This is a genomic window from Lysinibacillus sp. F12 (assembly GCF_057773605.1).
Map to the genome: position 1 here is coordinate 167,908 of NZ_JBYMLP010000007.1, position 25,028 is coordinate 192,935.

The following is a 25,028-nucleotide window of genomic DNA, read 5'->3' on the forward strand; positions in this document are numbered from 1 at the left end:
ATTCAGTCCACTAGAGGACTTTTGAAATTGGTCTTACATTACAAATCATTGTCTATGTAGTTCGTGTAGGAAACAAAAAAGTCTTCGAATTCAAGCATTTAGACCGATAAAAACAAAGAGTATAATTTATGAACCAAAGGAACTGTAAAAAAACATGTATGGAAGGAGGGCTCTGAAAAATGCCACATCAATTGTTATACAAGTGGACTTTTCAAGTTGGTAAATCTGAAGTGAGCAAGATATATGCTAACGAAAACCGAATTTCTTTAGTACCCTCGAATGGAAGCTTTCTTCTTTTTTAAAGCCTAATTAGTAAATTGATAGTAGGTTTGCGAAAAAAGAATACGGACAATAGTTGTAAGCAAGCATCTTAAAAAAAGCTTGTAAAGCTTATGTAGACAAAGGAGAACCGTTACATGAAAACTGTATTTAAAAGCCTTAAAAGTAAGTTGTATATTTCATTTGGACTTGTATTAATAATCCCCGTTGTTTTAGTTGGGGTATTGTCATACTTATCAGCTAAAGATTCTATAGAAAAGGAAATTCTGCAAAGTGCCAACCAGAGTGTTGGGGTATTAAACAAACTTATAGACAAAACCATCAGTGAAAAAATTAACGAAATTGAAGTCTTTAGTGAGGAAATTAATTCTTCGATGTATGGACAGGGTGAGGTTGCATTAAGATCATCACTTCATCAATACTTTAAACTAAATCCAGATGTCTTCAGCATATATGTTGCAACGAATAGCGGAGCGTTTATTCAAGGAGAGGATGTGTCTACTGCAGAAAACTATAATCCTCTGGATAGAGTTTGGTATAAAGAAGCAGTAAAGCTTCAAGGGAAACCTTTTATAACAGAACCCTACAAAGATGTGAGGACTGAAGAAATGATTGTGACAATTGCTAAGCAGTTAAAAGACCGCTCAGGAGTTGTGGCATTAGATCTTAAACTGGCAGACTTACAAATAACATCAGAATCTATTAGTATAGGAAAAAATGGATATTCTTCTATTTTTGATGAAAACAAAAAAGTTATTTCACATCCTACTTTAGAGGGCGGAGGGGAAGTGAAAGAGAGCTTCTTTAATCAGATATACGAGAAAGAATCTGGGACGTATGATTATGTATATGAAGGTGATAAACGTATAGTATTTTTTACAACGAATAAATTGACGGGCTGGAAAATTACAGGAACCATCTTTTCGAAAGAAATAGATGAATCTGCAGCTTCAATATTGTATACCACTATACTTGTACTAGTCATTGCCATTGTGGTAAGTTCCATAGCCGTTTATTTTGTAGTAAAAGGAATTATTAGACCGATTGGCAAGTTAAAAGAAAGTGCAGTGACAATCAGTAAAGGTGATTTAACTGAAAAAGTGAGCATCACATCGAATGATGAAATTGGACAATTAGGCCAGGCGTTCAATGATATGCGTGAAAGTCTTCGAACACTTATAAAGAAAGTAGAAGTCAATGCAGAAGAAGTCGCATCTTCAGCGGAAGAATTAACAGCTAATGCTGATCAAACGAGTTTAGCAACCGAGCAAGTGGCAATTGCTATACAAGAAGTTGCATCTAGTGCAGATACGCAAACTACGAATGCAAACAAAAATGCTGAATCATTAAATGAACTGTCAAAAGCAATTCTTCATGTTGCAGAAATTTCTTCTACTGTTACGGATCTTTCACAGCACGCTACGATACAGGCAGATGAGGGTGGCAAAGCAGTCCAAGATACGAAAGAACAAATGAATTCCATACATCAATCCGTTTCAGAATCAAACACAAAAATTCAAACGTTACATAATCGCTCACAACAAATTACGTCTATTTTAGATGTGATTACAGGCATTGCTGACCAAACGAATCTGCTCGCTCTCAACGCTGCTATTGAAGCTGCAAGAGCAGGAGAACACGGGAAAGGATTCGCTGTTGTTGCAGATGAAGTGCGTAAACTGGCAGAGCAATCCCAACAATCAGCAAAACAGATTTTCGAATTAGTACATGGTATTCAAGCAGATACGGAGCAATCGGTACACATTATGGCCCAAGTTACTAACGACGTACAAAGTGGTTTACGCGTATCGGATGAAGCAATTGCAAAGTTCCAAGTCATCATGACCAGCATGCGAGAAATTACGCCGCAAATGCAAGAAGTTTCTTCCGCATCAGAACAGATGTCAGCTAGTGTTCAAGAGGTTGCAGCTATTACGGAGGATTTGGCTTTTTCAGCTAAAGGAAATGCTGCTACATCAGAAGAAGTTGCCGCGTCCACAGAGGAGCAATTAGCTTCTATGGAAGAAATTAATGCATCTGCTCAATCACTCTCTCATATGGCGGATGTGTTAAAATCGCTAATCAACCAGTTTAAATATTAAAGCCTATCTTAGCTAGCCAATTTGAATCGAGTAGGAAGCAGGTGACTCCCCCTCCAACCTCTCAGTCGAGTAAGCCAATGAGGGTTTAACCAAAGGCTCTAACAGAACCGTACGTGAACTCTCAATTCATACGGCTAACTATTAAGAAAACATTTCAAGAGCCCAGTGAGCAACATTGTGGGCTCTTTTTTTGGTGCGCCCGGCATGCACATGAACTATAGGGTGTAAGGCAAGAATCTCGAAGAAAGAAGTAGAGATTAGCCAAGAGCAAGGGTATCCGTGGTGACGCGGAACCTGAAGGAAGCTGAAGGCAAAACACCGGTCCGAGGAACACGAATCTCATAGAAGGCTAGGTAAGACTGGAAGAGTGCCAAACAACACAAGCATTGCAACAATGGTGCAGCTGTTGCAAGCTTTCATAAGGTTCTAAAAGAAAAGCTGTCTTATAGCATTTAAAAGGTAGGCGCAGTATGAGTATGAACAACACTTCTCATGTACACACCTTCCCTAATCTTTTGTTGTTTTAAACATGTAGCTACTATAAGATTTATTGATAATCATCACAATGCCAATTAACATGAAGTTTGATATAAGTGAACTTCCTCCATAGCTTAAAAATGGCAATGTCATACCAGTTACGGGTAAAAGGCCAATTGTCATACCTATATTTTGTGTGATTTGGAAGGCTAATAAACTAGAAATCCCTGCTCCCATCAACGTCATAAATGGATCTTTTGCTTCTATTGTTATAAGAACAATTCGGTAAATCACAAAAAATAACAAAGTAATGACGAAAGCCCCTCCAATGAAACCGAGTTCTTCAGCGATGTTTGCAAAAATGAAATCGGTATGCTTTTCCACGACATAGACATTATTCTTCATGTATCCTTTTCCGGTAAACTGTCCCGAACCAATTGCCAAAAACCCTTGTCTTGTTTGAAAAGATGAGTCCGGATATTCATTAGGTTGCAACCATCCTTGAATTCGAGAAATTTGATGCCCTGATAGTTTATTTAAAATGTTGTTTGTAAAAAATTCATTATACTTTACATATAAAATAGTCACAATGCTGAGAATTGATACCGGAATGGCTGTAAAGATAATAAGCAATTTTTTTTGTATACCTGAAAAGAAAAGCATAGGAATAAGCATCGACATATAGATCATTGTCATGCCTGTATCTGGCTGTTTGTAAACAGCGAGCATAGGGGGAAAGGTGATAGCCGCAATTATTATGAGGAGTCGCATATCCGTTAAAAAGGTAGGGTGCACATATTTTTCTCGATGTGAAACGATGACCTTACTGACAACGATTAAAAGCGCGAATTTTAAAAACTCTGACGGCTGAAATGATCCTAAAGCTGGAATTTGGTACCAGCGCTTCGCCTCATTGACCGTTCGGGCTATACTTTCGGGTGCAATAAATAAGCAAAATGTTAACAAGACCATTGCCCAATAAAATGGCCAGGAGACTTTTTTTAGCTGCTCGATATCAAGCGTCGCTACACCATACATCACTAAAAAACCTATTAGGTAATAGAATAACTGCTTAACAATAAATGAGCTTGTATACTGCTCAAATACCGTACTACTGGAATGGACAAACAGACAACTAATGAAACCAAGTAATGACAAGCTAATTACTAAACTTTTATCTAATTTATTGATTTGTAACATTTAAATACCTCCTTTTTAGCGATCAAACTATTAGAAGAACGCTAGAGGTATAGATAAGGTTGCGAGTTTAAGGAATATTCTAAATATTTTTAAAAAATAACCAATTTCACCATTTTTTGGTTTTACATTTTATTCTATTCGAGTTCGTCAAATGGGGCTGCTTGGGGCAGAAAATCTTCGTACAATCTTTACAGAAACAGATCACTGGCTTTATATTTTCATCTATTATGGTGGGTACCAGTTGGAGTTATTATTTTTCCAATGGTTATCCAAAATCACGGCAATCTTAAGACAAGGTCGGGTCGTGAATCATAAGGCTGTGCAACGTATCATGCAAAAGTATGGTTGGCCATGTCGTGTGAAAGTTTAAAAACGTAAACAAACAGGATAACCACATTACGTGGCTAATAATCTGATGAATCGTGAATTTACATCACAAAAACGCTTGGAGAAACTTCTTATAAATATTACCTGCTTACCTTTTTGCGGGAAAACGTTATATCTATCTAGTATACTCGATTAATTTAATGGTGAAATTATTGCTTATACGATGTCTGATACTCAAAATGTAAACCTTGTGTTAGATAAACTTCAGCAATTACCTGTTTTACCGCAAGGTTGTCTTTTACACAGTGAGCAGGGGTCGGTTTATACTTCAGCAGCGTACCAGCAAGCCATCAAAGCAAAGGGCATTATCATGAGCATGTCCCGTAAAGGAACGCCCGCTGATAATGCCCCAATTGAATCGTTTCATGCGACACTCAAAGCAGAAATGTTTTATCTCGACGGATTAACTCGAACTACAACGGTCATTGTAGATCAAACGTAAGAGATTATATAAATTATTATTACAATACTCGAATTCAATTGAAATTAAACAACCAGTCTCCAATTAATGATCGGAAACTGGTAGGATGATGCTTTTTTGAGACTGCCTCACTTAGTCCCATATTGTCGTTAAGCTTTTTTCTATAGTTCAAAGCAGAGCAATTGAAATGGTAAATGAATTTATTACATTTGAAGCTATTATAAAGGTTTGAAAAGAAAAAATGGAGATGTAGCTGCAAATCGAAAATCTCCAAAATAAAGAGCTACGAGCTACCGGCAACTATTGATGATTCTCAACACTTTGAATAAAAGAAAATTATGATCTAGGAAAATATAAGTTTATTCAAACTTATTAGATTGTCAAAGCAATAAAGTCTTGTTCTTTTGGCGACTTTATTTAAAGATAGTTGTAATGAGTGTAGGGCTCCAGTATTTCTTATTGACCATTATAATTCTTTTTTTCATTTTAATTTATCCCATTCAACTGAATAATACTATCTATTAAACCGGGGCCTGGAAAATCAACAGCGATAATCCCAACATGATGCAGCCCACTTTTTTGAATGAATTCAGTTCCCATTGTATTCATTCCACCGTAAAATACTTGGTCATTCATATCACGAGGGAAATCCGTCCATTCATTTGTAGCATTTTTTTGAATCAGCTTTTGATTGCTATTTGTATTGCGACTTTCTTTCCCACTTGCAACAAACCAAGGATAGAAATTAGTTAATAATGCTAATCCGCCTCCTGTCCCACTAAAGTGGTTCAAATAGATTTTTCCATTTTGCGAGTTATTATTTGCCTGTAGAAGATGAGCTTTCACTGAATTCCATTTATCATATATTCCGTTTGGTCCGATACCGACTTCAAACTTATCTTGAATATATAAAGAATCATAGTTAATACCATATGTTTGAGAGGCTGTGAAATTTTGTAGTATTACAATTTTACCTCGGACATCTTCTAGTTTCGGATTATTTCTTTCTGAAGATGCTACAGAATCTGGGTCCCAAAAATAAGGAGCATTACGCTCTTTATAATTGTTAAATATTTGTTCGAATGATTGTGAGCCGGTTTCGGGATCAGTGTCTTCTTTTAAACGCATTAAAATTGTTTCATTCGGATGATCTTTTAAAAATTGAATTATCTCTTGTAATACATCCTCAAACATTGCTTTTTGATAAACAATTCCATGATGCATTGCGAAGGAATCCTTAACACATTTCACTCGCATGTCTACATAACGAATACCCGAATTTAATTGCTGTGAAAGGTTCATGGTTTGATTCCTAGTCAAATCTTCATCAAAAACACTTATTCCATGTAAAGCCATAGAACCATGAGTTCCTGGAATAGATAGCTCGCTTATTTTTTTTGAACCCTCTATTTCTGACATCCAGGTTGAATTATGATAGCCTATATTTGATTCATATGAATAACCAGGATGACTATCAGCAAATACAGTAGAAGTTGTACATGAATTTGCCAATATTACACAAGTAAGAATGCTAAATTTTAAGACGCTCCTCATGCTATCTCTCCTTTTTTAAACTAAATAATCTCATATAATAAAATGTGTAATTATACATATTTATCTCAACAAAATGATGAGAAAATCTATTTAATATATTTTTTTACAAACAAAACAGGAGTCTTAAACAAGACTCCTATTTGTAACATACAATGGTAAAGTAGCACGGATCTTTTACGGATTCGTCAACAGTTATAAATGAGATACATTCGTTTAATAATTGATGTCAGTTACATTCCTAGAAAGGTCTATTCCTCGTTAAAGGTTAAACTAACGATAGTAGCAATAGATTGTGCTGCATGTTCCCAACTACCATCGATCACTCTCCCAATTTGTTGACCAAGTGTGTTTAAATCATTTGGATTAACAGGAATCCCATTATATGCAGCAATAATAGATAAAAGTGGTGCTGCAAATGGTGTAAAGCCACCTCTATCAATATAAAATTTAGGCGTATCAGTTACTTTTCCATCTTTTACTGTAAATTCATAGTAAAATTGATCATCTGGACGAAGAGTTAAATGATGAGAGATTTGGCCCTTAACATATTGTTTTCCGCCGCCTAAATTTACCACTTCAACTGGTTTTACATTGAATTCATGTTCAAATACTTTAATTTTTTTTACTTCTGGACCATATAAAGCAGCATTTACAGCTATTTCTAAATTACTCTGTGAGAACGGTTGAATACTCTTTTGTGATTCATGTTGTTGAATAGGAGCATTTGTTTCTGCGGCAGACGCCAATGTAGTAGGTAATGCACTTGTAGCTAATGTGGCTACCATTGCTGCTGTGACTAACATTTTTTGTTTTTTCTTCATTATTTTTATCCCCTTTTTCGATAATATTGTATACCATTTAAAATGCGCGCCATTTAAACAAATGATATATAGATATGATAACCTTCTTCACAAATTCCCTCAATTTTCATATTAAGTAACTCATAACCACTTTTATATATAAATTTATCACTTAAAAATCCCCTCTTATTTACTTTAAATGGCATATAATCCAAATAAAACACTATGATAACGATTGAAAAAATAGTATAAGGGAAGATAAATGACACAAATTTGAAATATGTTTAAAGTATAAAGATGACAAATTATAATTTAAAGTGACATACTTGGCTGAAATTTTGAAAGAAGCTAGAATTAATAAGCGAGAAAATAAGGTAATCAGTCGGAATAAACGTTTCTGCTCTAAGTGTCTCATGAAGCGTTTCGATTGGGGCATTATCAGAGGGCAACCTTTACGGGACATGCTTATGATAATGCCTTTTGCTTTGATGGCTTGTTGGTACGCTGTAGAAGTATAAATCGATCCATGGTAGCTGTGTAAAACCACCTTGCAGTAAAACGGATAATGCTGTAGATTATCTAACACAAGGTTTACATTTTGAGTATCAGACATCGTTTAAGCAATAATTTCACCATTAAATATACTTGATAGATATGTATTGAATTAGGTGGACTGAACTAGGTTTAAATCTTCTTATTATGCAAAGAATTCATATTTTTTGTTTAGAAAAGGAAAAAAATAGGGATTTATGGTGGAAAACCTTGGCTAAATGAATTAAAATCATGAGTTAAACAGAATTAATGAAAAAAATATACAAGGGACTAGGTATTCAATGAGCTCTTAGTCTTAAAGTATGTTTTTTTTTTAAAAATTATAATATTTTATTAACTATTTTTGTGACAATTAGAAAGTCTGATGAATGCTTAAAAGTAAAAAATTAGTAAAGTGTCGTTGGAATTACGTACATACTATGACTAGAATCAAAAATACGCGTTACAAAATACGCTTTAAGGTATAAATTTTGCTATTATTACAGAATATTTGCTAGATTTAGCGAAAAACACTATTGTTTTTAGTGAGACAGAGTTATTTTTGCATAAATTGACCTTAATAGGCGTAGTTTGAAACAGGACGCTTATACCAATTAATTGATATTCGAGACAAATACATGGACATTCATAAAGTTCATTTCTTGATTTTTTTAGTTGGTATGGTAATACTAAATACCACGGTCTTAACAACATGAATACAAAAGCATATGAAGCAGGATATCAAATTGTATTTGATCAAACATATTATTCGGAAGGTAATGATTCTTATAGTGAATACAGTAACGGAAGAATATGAGCCTCTATGTTAATAGACAATCATCCCGATGTTAGCAATAACGTAGCGGATATTTCCTTTTTATTGCCACCAACTGCTAATAAATAGGGATTATTTGATTAAACCCTCTTTTCCAAGCTATTAATTCTATATCGTTTTTTATTATGCAAAGTCAAAAGAATTTACCCATTAATTATTCTGTAATTATCTTATAGTGGGCTACAATTATATAGTGAATTAACTAATATAGAATAATAAAAATTTTTATTTCTGTGAAGATTTTCATTTTACAATAATAATATGTATGTTTGTAACAAAGGAAAGTAGGAGGGAAAATGAGAAATTTTTTCGAAGATCAGTATAAGTATAATGGGGAGAATCAAATAATAAACTTAGTTAGTGAAATTAGTGAATACAAAGGAAAGTTAACTGCTTATCAAGAACAAAGATCTGATATATTTACTAGACTGGAAAATGCTATGCCAATACAATACATAAAAAACTATGTTTCAATTTATGAGGATATAAAAGTTTCCAATAAACGATTAAAAGAACTTATTTTAGGAGATATAATACCCCAGTCGATCTCAGAAGATGCGATATTTTGTTACTATGAAACTCTGACGCTTGTGCGTGAAAAATCTAATGTTTTTACTATTAGTCCAGATACTATACAAGAATTGCATTTTCAATTAATTCATTTTATTACCTCGGATGGTGCAAAATGGAGACAAAAACCATTTTCTATCCCCGGAATACTGGAGAATGGGATGTACACGAAGGTTTATCGTCCTCTTCCACCTGAAAAAATTCAAGTGGCTGTAGAACAATTATGCGACCAGTATAATTTATTAAACTGTAAAAAAGAATGTCCTACTATTCTACTGATAGCTTATTTTATATTCAATCTTTATTGCATAATTCCATTTAGTCAAGGCAATGGGAGAGTGACTATAATGTTAATGCAATTATTACTAATAAAAAGCGGCCATACATTTGTAAAATATGTTTGTTTAGATGAACATATAAAGAAAAGAGAATCAGAATACTATGAAGCAATCTATAAATCATCAGCAAATTGGTATTGTAATGAGCATAATAGTAGCTTTTGGTTAAAAATATTCTTAACAATTATTTTAGATGCTTATAAAAATCTACATAATAGAGTTAAGGATTCTATAAGTAGACAGACTAAGATAGAGAGAATTCAGAATTTTGTTCTTAATCACGAACAACCTTTCACAAAAGAATGCATTCGGAGTATGTATCCTGATATAGCCGAAAGAACAATTAGTAAAGCTTTAAATGATTTACAATTATTAGGCGAAATTAAGCTTGTTTCAAAAGGGAGAAATGCGTGCTGGATGAAAGTGTAACCTTAAAAGTATGGGATTAGAACCAACAACCCAGAATTACTTAAAGCAGCCTTTGAGGATTGTATATCACAGTTGTCTGTTTTTTATAAACAACAAAAAAGCGGCTAACTAAATTCAGTAAGCCACTACAATGATCATTCAACATTTGAAATACTCAAAATTTCAATAAATGAAATTTATGAATGTCCGTGTCCGTTTCGGATATCAATTAATTAGGTACAGCGTCCATTTTCAGACTACGCCTAGTAAGGGCCAATTTATGCAGAAGACTTTGTTCTCCGATTTCGTCATACAACTGTTCTCCATGTCTTTAGCCATGTACATTATATTCACCAATTAAATTTTATAAACATAAGTTTTCTTAATAGGAGTAGCCTAGGCTCTTGAATACTATGAACTATGAAACTGATTCAGATACTAAAAAAATAAATTATTAAAAAGGTCTTGATTCCACTAAAATGGGGTTTGCTGGATTTGTAACATCTAAAATATCGACCTCTAGTGTACTACCCATTACACCTTCGAATTTACCAGTCCCTTGTGCTTTTACTATAACTCCACCAGTACTTGGAAAGTAATTGAATTCTATTCCATTTAAATCATTTTTCTGAGCATTAGTCAGTTCATACCAAAATTGAGCCGTATATTTGCTCCATGTATGATTTTCCCAATAATGACCATTTGGTGCACGATATACAGCAGTCCCTTTTATTGTAGTCATAGGATTGACTCCTTCACCAGTAAACGAAACATCACCCCAAAAATTTAATTGTTTTAAAACAGCGACTGCTTTATATTTTTTACCCGATGGCACTCTTATATTTTGTGAAGGTGCTGTTAATGTTCTTGTCACGCTCTTTGTAGTTGTGTTTGTAGTAGAAGAATTAAATTCTGCATTTAATTTTAAACCTTCTACTAATAGAGGAACTTTAAAAAATAGGTCACCAGACCCTCCAACTTTAAAACCGTTTTGTGTCGCTGTCGATGTTGTTTCTTGTACACTCTCACTGTAACTAATTGTTGTAAGTATCTGTTCTAGAGGAGTTTTTGTATTATCAAGTTGGCCTACTGTTACGTAATTAATCGTTGTTGAATCATAGTTAAGATTATTTAATGTATTACTCGTAATACTAAAGTTTAGCTCTGTCTCAACACTATCTGGGGCTGGATTAAAAATTAGTGGAAGTCCTTTTGAATAGTATTTTGTTCCAGCTATTTCATTAGTATAATAGTATTTTCCGATTTTGTTCAATTCAGATTGAACATCTTTAATACCTACTGCGTTTGCTTGTTCATTAATGCTTATACTAGTTGGAGTATTTTCTGCTAGAACACCTTGTTCTTGAGAAGTACTAATATGATTTGCACTAGCTAAACTTGGGGATGCTAAAGCAAATGTGGTTCCTATAGATGCAATTGCAGCTATAGTTAAAGTTTTTTGCACTAAATAGTTCCTCTTTTTCATAGATATCTTCTCCTTTTCGATTTTTTTCTGCCACACTAAAAATAATAGTTTTCTTCACATAATTGAGCAAATATTCTGTAATTTGAACGAAATCCTTATCTAAAAGCGCAATTTGTTAACGCGTATTTTGGATTCTAATGATATTAAGTACGTAATTCCAACGACATTATACTAATTTATTCATTTTTAAGAGGTCATAAGGTTTTTTAATTGTCACAAAAAAGGAGGCACGTACTCATTTACTTGAAGCTGAATTTACAATATCCATTTTTAGAAGCTATACGAGATGAAAAAGAAGGCGAAGAAACAGACCCAGCATTTCTAAAGGGTTAAAGATATGTGATTACTTCAGTCAATGTTTAACCGAGGAAACTGCCTAGATAGTTTACCAATGGAGTAATGTCCCATTCCTATTAGTGATAGTATTACCATGTACATTACTATTAGGCTTCATTGGTTGAGATAACAATACTAAGATATAGCAAGCTATCTATCATTACAATAAACAGGTGATGAAGTAAATGTTAGTGTTAAAATTTATTTAAACAAAGATAGCTATACGTAAATAATAAGACGGGCTCTAAAGGAAGTTTTGTGTTTATCAAAAGTAGACAATAATTTTCTTAATGAAAGTTAGTTATGTACAAAATTTGATCATCAATTGAAGATCCTTTTGTTTGTAACTAAAACGGTATTCTTTAACCTCAGCTGATGGTGCTTTACTGGTGTCGCTCATCCTTTTTAAGCTATATTCCGTATTCCTGGAATATAGCTTTTTTAATACAGTTCACGTGAATAATCCACCATTTTCTCCAGGCTGTGTAACTTTTTTTAAAAAAACCAGTCTACTTAATACAATAGTTTGCTAGATGACATGCTGATATCAGCCCATAATGTTACTGATCAACTACTAGCTATGTCTCGATATCAATTTGATAGAAAGCAGCTACACCATTGCTTTAAAATTTGCTTCTAGGGAGGGTATATATAAGGATCTAGTCAGGAAGAAAACAGTTTGCAAGAAAATATACTGGCCATTTGGAATATCATTTACTTCATATGAAGCTTTTGAAGGAGAGAGGTTAGAACTCTAGTACCGAATTCTACTTTTTTCGATAAGAATCCCACATTTTGGGGTTTTTTCATGTTAAGATGATAAAGACAATTGAATGTGAAAAAAAGGAGATTAGCATGTTTAAGAAACTAAGGAATACATGTATTGTATCAGCGGTTGCTTTGGCTACAATTTTACCTGGACAAGCATCTGCATCAGCAACTAGTAACAATGGAATTCAGATAAAAAACAATGTTTCAATTACAATTAATGGAGAGACGATTAGTGTCTATGACCCTATTTTAAATAAATCGGATTTCTTATTATTGCCAATGCGTGCTTTATATGAAGCGATTGGTGCGAATGTGGATTGGAATAAAGAAACACAGACAGCGTCAGCTACTCGTAACGGGAAGATTGTGGATTTAAAGATTGATTCGATGATGGCTTTAGTAGATGGCCAAGAAGTGGTGATGGATGTTGCACCGTTCATGTATAAGGATCGTACTTATATGCCACTGCGTTTCGTTAGTGAAAATTTTGATGGGAATGTTCAATGGGACCCAGAAACACAATCGGTAGATATTACGATGTCAGATGATCTGCCTGAAACGCCTCAGGAAGACCCTTATATTTTACATATCAATAACAAACGTATCGTGATGAAAGATCCTATTATTATGAAAGATTCAAGATCTTATTTACCAGCTAGCTATATCTATGATTATTTAGATGATTCTGCTGGTGCATGGCTCCCAGACAATTCCTTTGAATTACAAATTGCCGGGATGAGCTTTGTTTTCAAAGATAATAGTAATGAGGTTCTTGTGAATAACGAAACGGTAACTTTAACAGAAAAACCGTTTATTCAAAAAGGAAAAATGTATGTGCCTATTACGTTTCTTGTGAATGCGTTAGGCGGAAATTTACGCTATATCAGTGAAAAAAAAGAAATGTATATTTACGTTTACCGTTATATGTACACAAGTTCATTCCTTGAAAAATCTTATGGTTCTACATCATCGCCAACAGCTGTTCCTTCTGCTCGTTTAGAGGGAGATCGTGATTTATTTATTAGTGATAATCCTGAAACGTTAACGCGTAAGCTTGTGCCAAAGAATAATGCAACGCTTTCACAATATGACGTGAACTCAACGGCAGTGACGAATAAGCATCGTGTCTTTGGGTGGCATTACAATACATTAGGTACAGATGTCAATATTGGGATTACGGTTCAAAATAAGTCTACGACAGAGAGTATTAAAGTTGTAGATTCTAGAGGTATTAACCAAAAGACAGGAAATAGCTGGGTAGGTCATGATATTGGTTTGACCATTGCTGATGCTACATTAAATAACAAGCTGAAAAAATCAGAAAGTAGCGGTATTGTCATTGCACCAGGAGAAACAAAGGTCATTGAAACATACGATCTACACCATGAATATATTATTGGCTTTTTACATGATTTAGATATTCAAGCGGTCAATGGTGGAAAACCAGAGTATACCATTCGCACAGTGCTTACAAAAGATAATAGTGATTTAACAACGATTCAATCGGAGCAGGTTGCCATCGATGAGTATGCAAAGCATCCAAGAGGTGCTTGGCCAAGCGCTACAATTCTAGCAGAACTACCAGCCTATACAGTAGATTCACCAGAAGTAGGCTATAACATTTCGAATGGCCGTACTGACCATTTACAAACAGCTGAAAATTCATTTTCACAAATTAATGGAGCAGTCGGAAATCCAGGTCATTTCGGTATGAACTACAAGGTTTCCATTCCTGTTGTAAATCCAACAGGGACGACCAAAACGATTAAGCTGAAACTTGCTGGTCGTGGAGGCTTATACAGTGGAGCAATTAAGGTGAATGGCAAAGTGCATTTAGTGCCTTCTTTAAGAGTAGGAGAAGAGTATGTTGAATTACCTGATTACGAAATGAAGGGTGCAACAGATACGATTCAATTAGAGCTAATGCATGCTGGTGGTGTCAATCTTCCAGTAGCTATCTATGTGGAAACAAAATAAAGAAGTCCCTGGCACGGTTCATATGACATGATATCGTGCCATACTTTGATTAATTCGGAGTGAAGAAATTGGCAAGAAAATTAGTAACAATTGTTGTAGTCATGTTCGTGCTTATGTTAACAGTTAGCCCCATCAATGGACAAGCAGCTGGTTTTGGAAATAAAGTAAGTGAAGTGAAAACAGAGGTATCACCACAAGTAAATCACGTACAACAAACCTATACGTCAGGTTCTATACGTCAGTTTGTAAATGTTTTAGATGTAAATTTAAATAATACATATACAAAACTAGAAATTGGGATGCCGAATCCTATTAATTCCCTAAAAACAACTTCAGCTATGGCGAAGCAAAACACGTATGATGGCCATCGAGTTGTTGGAGCTGTTAATGCTTCATACTTTTTAGGAAATGGGATGCCTGCGAACTTGTTAGCGGAAAAGAATGAAATTGTCAACTATGGTATTTTGGGAGATACGTATGATAGCCCGACGCAAAAGCCAGTTGCATTTGGCTTATCTAAATCAGGGAAAGCGATTGCAGATTATTATACAACGAATCTATCTTTCCAAGTAAATGGAAAAACATATCCTATTGATCTAATTAATAGTGAACGAGGAACAAATAAAAACGTTTTATATACGCCAGAAAAAAAGACAACTGGTACAAATGCATGGGGCTTAGAACTAGTGGTGTCAGGAGCTAGTCAGGATACAAATACCCTACATTTTGGTGATCAATTCTCAGGGACAGTTTCTCATGTAACAACGTATGGTGCAGAAGGAAACTCAGCAGTACCAGCGGATGGTTTTGTTATTTCTGTACAAAATAAAGAATTAGCCGCTGAATTAAGCAATATTTCAGCAGGTACAAATATCGATGTCAGCTTGTCAATCGATCAAAAATGGATGGATGCTCAATTCATTTTAGCTGCAGGACCAATGCTTGTACGCAATGGTCAAGTGGATATTTCCATGCCAACAAATTCTGGTTTTGCTTCGACACGCAGTCCTCGTACAGCAGTAGCGGTGGATGCTACAGGTACAAAGGTATCACTTATTACAATTGATGGTCGCTTAAGTGGTCATAGTAATGGTGTTAACTTATCAGATTTAGCTTCACATTTAATTTCAATAGGAGCTACTTCAGCTATTAACTTAGATGGTGGCGGTTCTACAGCGATGGTCGCGCGCAATCCAGGAGGGTATTTCGCCAACCTTGTGAACAAACCGTCTGAGGGTAGTGAGCGTCGTGTATCGGCCATTTTACAGGTCGTTAATACAGCACCACCAGGGAACGCAAAATCTATTACGCTAAATAGTGTTGGTCAAGTCATGAAAGGTTCATCTGTAGATATGCAAGTAGCAACTGCCTATGATCAATATTTAAATCCAATGACTATCAACCCAGCGAGCATGAAGTGGTCAGTTGAAGGAAATATCGGTAAGATGGATGGTGCAACCTTTACGGCTACCCAAAAAGGTGAAGGGAAAATTATTGGGGAATATGGAGGTATTCGTACGTCCACAGCTGTATCTGTAATAGACTTAGCAGAAAAACCTATTGTACTAGATAGCTTTGATAATGTGTCTTCTTGGACAACAGAAGTAGCAAAAGCGAATGCTTCGTTAGCAAATTCTAAAGAGTATGCGAGACAGGGAACAGCTAGCATGCAATTAAACTACGATTTTACAGTAGCGGGCTCAGGGACTAAGGCTGCCTATATGGTTGCTAAAAAACCCATTACTATAACAGGTCAGCCGAAAAATATCGGTGTTTGGGTATTTGGCGATGCAGGTAAGCATTGGCTAAGAGGTGTGGTTGTAGATGGATCAGGGACTAAGCACACGATTGATTTCACAAGCCAGGGCGGTTTAGACTGGAATGGCTGGAAATACGTAAAGGCGGATATTCCAAGTAATCTAGCAACACCATTGAAATTCGAACGTTTATATGTTGCTCAACCGACAGCTTCTCTTCAAAAGAAAGGCCAGCTGTATTTTGATCAATTACAGGCTGTCTACAAAGATAATCATGAGGAATTAGTTTATACGGATGTGAACAAAGGGCATTGGGCGTTTTCAGAAATCCAAAGCCTATACAATAAATCACTGATCAAAGGTTACTCTAATGGTACGTTTAAGCCAGAAGCGTCCATTACACGTGCAGAGGCAGCTACAATCATTGCCAGAGCACTGAATCTATCAACAACGAAGGATTCTAGCTTTAAAGATGTAAGTAAAAGTCATTATGCATATAGTGCCATTGCAGCAGTCGAGCAGGCTGGCATTATTAAAGGGCAAGAACCAGGGAAGTTCAACCCAAACGGACAGCTTTCACGTGCAGAGATGGCAGCGATTTTAACAAGAGCCTACAAATTAACAGGTACAAGTAAAGTTACCTTCACAGATGTTAAATCAACGCACTGGGCATACAGTAATATCCAGGCACTTGTGGCGAATGATTTAACAGGAGGTTTCCCAGATAATACATTTAGACCCGATGCACAAATTACTCGTGCTCAATTTGCAAGCTTCTTAAATAGATGCCTATCATTAAAATAATCTTGAAATCCCCCTGTAATAGCTACAGGGGGTATTTTTACAGAAAAAATCCGCCACTCTCTGAAGAGAATGAAGCGGATTTTTCATTTAGAAAACAATGTATTTCACATATTGCTTCCAAGTTAACTCTTTAAACTGCTTCCAGTGTAACTTCTCAATAGGTAAAGTACGGAAGGTATAGGCTTCCATATTGCGCTTCTCATTAGAGAGCATTGGTGTTCCCTCATCGAGATAGTCCGAGAAAATAGCAGATTGAGCCGTATTAAATTGGACATTAATATCTATCAGTTGGATTTTCCCATCCTGATTAATGATATGAAGCTTTTTATTTCCTTTTTTTGTTGTCGCTAACCACGATTTATCGACCTTATAAGAATCGAACGCTTCATTGACAATAATGGAGGCTTTGCCAGTTGATGAAAACGGTACATCCTCTATTGGCGCATCTTGTTGCAGTACTACTTCATAATTTGTTGGCTGCGGTAGGTCTGTTGTTTTGGCTAATTCATTTGCCCAAAAGGTTTCATCATTTGTAGCAATCATTTGCTTATCTAATACGATGCCAGATAATGCGTCTTTGACATGTTTCACTTTAAAATCAACCGTTTGGCCTTCCTGTACCTGTTGCCATTCTTTTTCAGATAAATAAGCATACATGGCTTTTTCATTAGAATAGATTTCGAAGGTTAAAGCACCAGCTTCTTCTTTCACCGCTGCTACTACACCGTCGATAGGACTGATGATGCCTTGACGTGATTCTATTTGTGTGATCTGTGCGTCAATGAGCGCAATTTGACGATTCGTTTCAGCGATATGTCGATTTAACAGGGCAACTGCTGTCGATAGCGAATTTTGTTGAGCAAGCTCTAATTTTAATGTCACAGACAATTTATCATTGATTTGATCGGTATTAATAGAGCTTTTTGGATTCGAATCGTCGTATTCATCTTCAATTTGATCAAGTGCATCTTGTAAATCATTTAATTCTGTTTCATAGGCAGTACGTTCCGATTCAAGCTTTGTAAGCTCCTCGTCTACTTCATCTGTTTTAAAGGTAGCGAGTAAATCATTCATCATCACTTCCTGACCGCGCTTTACATTGACAGCGGATAACTTTGTTGCATCAGCTGTAATGGTATACGTCTCAGCGGGTGCCACAATGGTTTCCTTATTGACACGCTCTGTATTCGTACCGATATATGCTTTCTGAAATTCGTCAATAAAGTAGGATCGTGTCACGGTGCTATCTTCTTTGAAAACAAAATAAGCATTTATACCGATTATGAGCATCGCCAACACAATACCTATACTTGTCCATGGTCTTGTCTTGATAAATGCCATCATCCTAACCCCCTAGCAATCCATTCTTTAATGGGTAGCACACTAATCATGCCCACAAATAAGGCCATAAATAGTTGTAAGCCAATCAATTTGACTACTAACATTTTTCTACTAGCTTCTTCCTCCCATTTCGACAGGAATAAATACTGCACAATAATGATTAAAACGGACGTTACTGTCAGCTGATTGATTGTAAATAACACGAAGTCAGTTTTAATGACCTGTAAGGCAGCGGGTGCCAAAGAAAAGAATGAAAACATCGTTGTATAGCCAACTCCATAAAAAACAGCAAAGAGGATTGCTTTTTCAATGAGTAGAAAGGCAACAACATAAAGCTGGACTCTTTTTATCCAAGTATAAGGAATGTCCGTTAATAGATGTAATAAGTAGGTAACACCGTAATAATGGAAGCAAAAATAAATAATTGCCCATAAAATGGCACCGAGCATGGAAAGTACGCGTGCTACATAGTATTCATTTTGTAAATCCATTGCAAATAAGGACGTTAAATTCTCTGTCCCCATTCCCCAATATTCGCGAGCAGCAAATAATAGGATGAAAAGAATGAACACCGTTAATGCACGTTTTTTATATCCGATGATCTCGCCCTTTTCTACGATGTTTGTAAAGTAGGTAGGATTTTTTAAGCTATGCCAGAACTTATAATGGTAAAACATAAACAGCGTCCTTTCTTCCAAAATAGGATATCAAAGATGTAGTATACACCTTGCAAAGACATTATGACATATGAAAATAGCTGTTTTTTTCCAATAATTTCGTTGAAAAAACGTATTTCGTCATTACATGTCGATGGATGAAAAACATCCTACTATCAATTACATCTGGGCAGATTCGTGTCACATTATTTCGGACTTACTCGAAAGCACATTTTCAAAAATCTGTGATTTCTGCCAAAGGATTTAATATGATTCGGTAGGCGTTTGAAATCCGAAGAATCCATATAAATCTATTGTATAGTATAATTGAAATAACTTCCTGTTTTTCTAGCTAGTAATTTTGAAAAACTACTTTTGACGCTCGTTATTTTGTAAATATAATAGAATGGCTTGAAAACATGTAATTTACACCGATACTAAAGTAATGATTCATTAATTATGTCTTTGCGTAATTATGTCCAGATTTTTCGATTTTGCTCGAAAAACCTCGGAGGCTTTTTAATCACATGAAGATTTAGGATAAATGAAAATGAACAGAATCATTTTCTTATACATAAAAAATGAAAGGGTGGTTCGATTGAATCGAAAATTGACAGCAGGTGTTATAACAAGTCTATTATTAGCACCTACAGCTATCGCAAATGCACAGGAAAATGATGCACAATCTCGTGCTACAGTTCAAACGGAGCAAGTTTCCTATGTCAATGCTGTAGCAGCTGCTACAACAAAGGAACAGCTCATTGCCCAATTCGGTAAATTATCAGAGAATTCGACTGCCAATGAGATGGTTATAGCAGATGGTGATATCAAAGTTGTACAAAATTCAAATGATCTTGGATTTGACAACAATGAAAAGGCGCTTATTCAAGCAAAATACGATTATGTAGTGGAGCAACGTCGTCTATTAAATGAGCTACAAGCAATTTGGAAGAAAATTAGTACTATCTCTTATACTAGTAAGACATTTATAGATGATGTGAAAGCTGTAGAAACAGAATATGACAATTTTTTAGGGAATGAAACGACAGACCATTCATATTTATTCGTACAAAAACAATTTGAGGAAGCTGTCGATGCAGCATTTGCTAATAGCGCTAGCAGTATTACTAATACCATTCGAGGAACAGTCTTACAATATGGTTATAAAGAGGCTGATCGCAATAACTATTTTAAGGGCAAAGGAGTAGATATTGCGAAATTAGGAAAATTGGTTGATGATGCAGCAGCAGTAAAAACTACTGCTACAGAACTAGATGCTTTAGTAGTTGTATTAAAGCAAAATCCAACAGATTATCCAGCTATTTCGTCAGCATTAGATAAAGTTACAGCAGCTTATAACTTACTAACGGCCGATCAAAAGAAAGTGGCTGAAGCTTATAATCCAAATAATGATGTGGTAACACCCTTTAAAAAATATAAGGATGCTTTAACTGGTCTATCAGCCATAGATAAAGTTTCATTAAGTATTACGCAATTAATGGCTAAAAAACCAACAGAATTTACTTCAGCGACAAGCTTTATTAGTGCAGTAACTGCTATTGAAAAATCCTACAATGCCTTAGATGAAGCATCACAAAAGTTAGTGGCAAACTATTCTACATTTGAACAATATAAAAAGGCTGCTGATATTTCCAAACGAATTTCAGCACTGCGTGTATCAAATGATCCTGCTTATCGCACAGAAGTAGATTCTATTAAAGGTAGTTATGATCAATTAACAATCGATAAAGAACTTGTAAAAAATACAGCTGATCTACAGGTAGCAATAGCAAATATTGCTTCTGCTGAAAAAATCGAAGGACTTATTGTGGCAATTGCAAATGCCTCAAATAAAGTGGAAGCTATCAAAGATGCTCGTACTGCCTATGATGTGCCGCAAGCAACAAATGGCACAGCTATTAACGCGACGAATGTCAAAAAAATTGTCAATAACCTTGCAGAGCTGACAAAGTGGGAGAAGGTTTATAATGCGTCTTTAAGTGTGGACAAATTAATTGATGCTATTGATCCTAAAGCTTCTACATTCGAGAGTAAAACATTTGCTGCTCAATCGGCTTTTGATAAATTAGCTGTGGAAGAACAGGCATTTGTGCAAAAGAGTGATCGCTTAAAGCTTTTAATCCAATATGCGACTTTATCGAAACAAGTGAATGCGCTTAAACCGACCATGCAAGATTACAAGAACCAAATTACGGAACTGCAATCTAAAGTGACGTCTTTAAATGCTGGTAATGGTGATGATGCGGCTCCATTGGCAGAAATGAAAAGTAAACTTGAAGAAAAACTATCCAATCTATTAAATGAAGATTTAGTAATAGCAGGTGTGATTGAGCAAATATCAAAACTAAGTCAATCAAATGATATGATTACAGATATTTTAGCAGCCCGAGCTGCCTATGATGGTCTCCCGTCTTCAGCAAAAAGCCGTGTAACAAATATTAAGGTATTAACTGATTTAGAGAAATCCTATAAAACGGTTGTGAATGTCATTTCACAATTTGAAAAACTTGATCCATCCTCTAAGAGCTATATCTCAAAAGCTAAATCAGCTTATACAGCATATGCTAAGCTAGATGACAAGAATAAAACCTATGTCAAAAATTATAAGAATTTAAAAGAGCTTGTACCTGTAATAGAGGTAATTGTGCAAATTAATGCATTAAATCCTTCCAGAAAAACGTATAAAGATGATGTGAAGGCAGCAACAGATGCTTACACAGCATTAGCAGATAAAGACCAAGTTATTAATTATCCTGACCTTACAAAAGCACAGAACTATATCAATATGGCAAAGGCATTTGATGAACGTGTTCTTGCATTAGCCAATGAGAATCCAGATACATTTGTCCAAAAGGTAGCAGAGCTAACGACAGCCTATAAAGCATTAGATAAAAATGCGCAGAAGCTTGTGGAGCAGGCAAAAACTTTAAGTAATTATGAAAAGAGCAATAAAGCTGTTATCAAGGTTATTCAACTAATCAATGCGTTGGACCCATCGAGTAAGGATTATACGAAAAAAGTACTTGGCGCTCGAAAGGCTTATAATGCACTTGATGAAGTTTCAAAAAAACATGTGACGAACTATGCGAACCTCACGTCTGTCGAAGATGTGGCTTCATTAATTGGCCTAATCGCTACGTTAAAGCCAACAAGTAAAACATTCTACCAAGATATGAAAACAGCACGTGAGCTTTACGATGCGCTATCTGAGGAGAAGAAGCAAGCCATTATCAACTATGATGCACTGGTAGCCGCTGAAAATGAACAGGGGCTAGCTGAGGGTGTAATTGAGCTAATTAAATTAACAGAAGTGCAAGATGCAGACTATTTAACAAAGCTGATGAATGCACGTGTAGCCTATGATAAGCTGTCATCTAATCAAAAGAAATTAGTGTCGAATATTAAAGATTTAACAACACGTGAAAAAGAGGTTAAACCTATTTTAAGTGTGATGGTACAAATTAATGAACTAGATCCACAATCGAAAAGCTTTGTTAGTAATGTCAACTCTATACGTAAGGCATATGACAAACTAACAAAAGATCAAAAAAAATACATCAACAATATTGATGTACTATTAAAATATGAGCCTGTATCCGATGTAGTGGAATTGATTAGTAAACTAAAATCTTCAAGCAATACATTCCTTCAAGATACAGCAAGAGCCCGTTCACTTTATGATGCACTTCCTGCCGATTTGCAGCAATATGTGACAAATTACTACTTATTGCAAGCGGCTGAATCAAGTATCCTTGGGGCTGGCAATGTAATGCAGATGATTGATGCTTTACCATCTATTGATCCAAAGCAGTATGTCAAACGTATTCAAGAAATACGTGCTGCTTATAATGCTTTACCAAAGGATCAGCAACGAGCTGTGCAAAACTACAGAGTATTACAAGACCAAGAAAAGCTGATTAAGCCCGTTATGAGTATTGTGGAGGATATTGATCGACTTTTAACAGCAAAAGATATGAATAGTCAATATCAAAAGATTTTAAAAGCTTATGATAAGCTGAATGCTGACCAAAGACGATATGTGTATAACGACCAATTATTACTATCCTTAGACAACGTTATAAAAGTCTATAATAACATTGCAAAATTAAATCCTAAGGATAAGTTCTACTTTGGTATGGTTGAAGCCGTACGAAAAGAATACGATAGTTTGAATACGACAGATAAACAGCGTATCTCCAATTATTCGATTCTCTTAGAAGCGGAGAAAAGTATGGCCGATGTCAAGAAGGTCGTTGAAATAATTGCGGGACTTTCTCCAAGCTCACCAACGTATATTGAAGATGTGGCTAATGCCGTGGCTGCTTATCAGGCATTGGATTCTAAAGTACGCGGACAAGTCATCAATGAAGACTTACTTAAACAGGCTGAAAAAGATGTGGCTGCAGTTCTTAAGGTTGTTCAAGCGATTGGAAATATCGATCCAGATAGCTCATCCTTTGAGAAAAAAGTGCTATCAGCTCAAAAAGACTACAGCTCATTGTCGATAGAGCAACAGGGATTAGTATATAATTATCGTATTTTAGAAGAATATCTTAAAATGATTCAATAGTATGAGAAAAAAGGAGTTTTCCCAATGAATATTAAGGGAAAACTCCTTTTATAATGATCAATGATGAATCTATTGATGATTTTCCAAAAAAGTGAAACTATCTTATTTGAATTTCGTATCATATAGTAGGTATGGTGAATTTTCGTTTCCTGACCTCAGTGATGAAAAAGCGCCGTTTGCTACATATTTGACATATGGAGGAGGTAGCCCTGTTGAAGAAAATGCTGAGTATTGTTGTACTTTCAATAGCTGCAACCGTAGGAAGTTTAACTAGTTTAAATCAGGTAGAAGCGGCATCTGCCAAAGTTGTAGATGTTTCAAATTCATATTGGGCAAATGCTTCGATACAACATATGCTTTCAAAAAAATATATGACTACATATAGCGATTATACATTTAAGCCAGAGCAGGCTATTACAAGAGCGGAGGCGGCTGCAGCCATTGCTCGTTCTATTCAGACCAATGTAGACATAGCGAATATGACAAATTTTAAGGATGTCCCTGCTAGTCATCCCTATTACAAAGAAATTTGCCAGCTTGTTAAATTGGGGATTATCCAAAAAGGAGAAGCCTTTTATCCTGAGGAGCCTTTAAAGCGAATGCAAGTGGCAAAAATGCTAGCATTAGCATATCAGTTTAAGGTTGATAACAAAAATAGTACCCAATTTGCGGATATTCCTGGCTCTCATTGGGCAAAAAATTATATTGAGTCGCTTGCTGATATAGGCATTATCAGTGGGGTTGAAGCTAAACGTTTTGCACCTGATCAATTAGTGACACGCGCCCAATTTGCTGTGTTCGTTGAACGAAGTATTTATTTTCAGCAAAAAATAAACAAATTGGAAGTGGCCTATGATTATTTGGCAAAGGATTATATCCCAACTGTCAACCTTTCTACAGAGTGGTCTAAAAAGGTGATTGAATTAATTAATGTTGAAAGACAAAAGAAAAAACTAGAACCTGTTGTGTATGATCCAAAATTGACACAAATCGCAATTATTAAAGCGCAGGATATGGTGAACCGCCATTATTTTGAACACGTTTCTCCATATTATGGTGCCCCATGGGATTTAGCGACTTTATTTGATTATGATTACACGAGCTTTGGAGAAAATATCGCGAGAAATATCCAAACGCCAGAGGTTGCGGTAAAGGCATGGATGGCTTCACCGAGTCATCGTGATAACATTTTGAAAGAAAATTATACGAATACAGGTGTTGCAATAGCGCAGGATAGCAAAGAAAATTACTATTGGGTCCAATTGTTTTCTAGTCAATAAGTTGTTATGTAACAAAGGAGCACTAATGTTACAGTAATGTTACGAAGGCTTCGAAATTTAATAAAAAAATCCCTCTTTTAACGCTGGAAATACGACCAAACGTTGGTATTACAGCGTTTTTTTGCTA

The 25,028-nt window shown here is 35.5% G+C and carries 11 protein-coding genes and 2 pseudogenes; 7 read left to right on the forward strand and 6 right to left on the reverse strand.

Translation table 11 applies throughout. The features are described from left to right. Positions 1-416: 416 nt before the first annotated feature. Entirely contained in the window at positions 417-2,381 is a 1,965-nt protein-coding gene (locus tag AC3CH7_RS22410; protein ID WP_488381898.1) for a methyl-accepting chemotaxis protein, read from the forward strand. 507 nt (positions 2,382-2,888) lie between these two features. Here the strand turns inward: AC3CH7_RS22410 and AC3CH7_RS22415 are convergent. Then, complete coding sequence (locus AC3CH7_RS22415; RefSeq protein WP_012292857.1) at positions 2,889-4,058, reverse strand: FtsW/RodA/SpoVE family cell cycle protein; 1,170 nt, start codon at positions 4,056-4,058, stop codon at positions 2,889-2,891. 271 nt (positions 4,059-4,329) lie between these two features. Here AC3CH7_RS22415 and AC3CH7_RS22420 point away from each other — a divergent pair. Continuing rightward, positions 4,330-4,976, forward strand: a pseudogene (locus tag AC3CH7_RS22420) (IS3 family transposase); the annotation flags it as partial. Between the two features lie 379 nt (positions 4,977-5,355). On the opposite strand, the pseudogene AC3CH7_RS22425 reads toward AC3CH7_RS22420, so the two are convergent. Both AC3CH7_RS22425 and AC3CH7_RS22430 read right to left on the reverse strand, forming a co-directional pair. After that, a pseudogene (locus tag AC3CH7_RS22425) lies at positions 5,356-6,420 on the reverse strand (phosphatidylinositol-specific phospholipase C); the annotation flags it as partial. Positions 6,421-6,668: 248 nt separating this feature from the next. Then, the gene (locus AC3CH7_RS22430; RefSeq protein WP_099806139.1) at positions 6,669-7,241 is read right to left on the reverse strand and encodes a methyltransferase; all 573 of its coding nucleotides are present in this window, start codon (positions 7,239-7,241) and stop codon (positions 6,669-6,671) included. A gap of 1,641 nt (positions 7,242-8,882) precedes the next feature. On the opposite strand from AC3CH7_RS22430, the gene AC3CH7_RS22435 reads away from it, so the two are divergent. After that, the gene (locus AC3CH7_RS22435; protein ID WP_031417543.1) at positions 8,883-9,923 is read left to right on the forward strand and encodes a Fic family protein; all 1,041 of its coding nucleotides are present in this window, start codon (positions 8,883-8,885) and stop codon (positions 9,921-9,923) included. Between the two features lie 433 nt (positions 9,924-10,356). Here AC3CH7_RS22435 and AC3CH7_RS22440 read toward each other — a convergent pair whose 3' ends face one another. Then, positions 10,357-11,388 (reverse strand): ETX/MTX2 family pore-forming toxin, encoded by a 1,032-nt coding sequence (locus AC3CH7_RS22440; protein WP_051563179.1) that lies wholly within the window; start codon positions 11,386-11,388, stop codon positions 10,357-10,359. Between the two features lie 1,191 nt (positions 11,389-12,579). Between AC3CH7_RS22440 and AC3CH7_RS22445 the strand changes: the two genes are divergently transcribed. Both AC3CH7_RS22445 and AC3CH7_RS22450 read left to right on the forward strand, forming a co-directional pair. Then, entirely contained in the window at positions 12,580-14,472 is a 1,893-nt protein-coding gene (locus AC3CH7_RS22445) for a stalk domain-containing protein (protein ID WP_036160808.1), read from the forward strand. A 59-nt stretch (positions 14,473-14,531) separates the two neighbouring features. Next, positions 14,532-17,033 carry an S-layer homology domain-containing protein gene (locus AC3CH7_RS22450; RefSeq protein WP_231112979.1) on the forward strand — a complete coding sequence of 834 codons (2,502 nt, stop codon included), beginning with the start codon at positions 14,532-14,534 and terminating at the stop codon, positions 17,031-17,033. 87 nt (positions 17,034-17,120) lie between these two features. On the opposite strand, the gene AC3CH7_RS22455 is transcribed toward AC3CH7_RS22450, so the two are convergent. Together AC3CH7_RS22455 and AC3CH7_RS22460 are read right to left on the reverse strand one after the other, a co-directional pair. Beyond that, on the reverse strand, positions 17,121-18,374 hold the full coding sequence (locus AC3CH7_RS22455) for an HlyD family secretion protein (protein WP_036160813.1): 1,254 nt from the start codon (positions 18,372-18,374) through the stop codon (positions 17,121-17,123). Beyond that, positions 18,374-19,051, reverse strand: coding sequence for a hypothetical protein (locus AC3CH7_RS22460; RefSeq protein WP_012292868.1), 678 nt, complete (start codon positions 19,049-19,051; stop codon positions 18,374-18,376). Before AC3CH7_RS22460 ends, AC3CH7_RS22455 begins: the two co-directional genes overlap by 1 nt. A 568-nt stretch (positions 19,052-19,619) precedes the next feature. On the opposite strand from AC3CH7_RS22460, the gene AC3CH7_RS22465 reads away from it, so the two are divergent. Next, positions 19,620-23,621, forward strand: a complete 4,002-nt coding sequence (locus AC3CH7_RS22465) for a rhoptry family protein (protein WP_481276928.1) — start codon at positions 19,620-19,622, stop codon at positions 23,619-23,621. 221 nt (positions 23,622-23,842) lie between these two features. Further along, a complete protein-coding gene (locus tag AC3CH7_RS22470; RefSeq protein ID WP_230584337.1) occupies positions 23,843-24,901 on the forward strand; it encodes a CAP and S-layer homology domain-containing protein in 1,059 nt (352 codons plus the stop codon). Positions 24,902-25,028 lie beyond the last annotated feature (127 nt).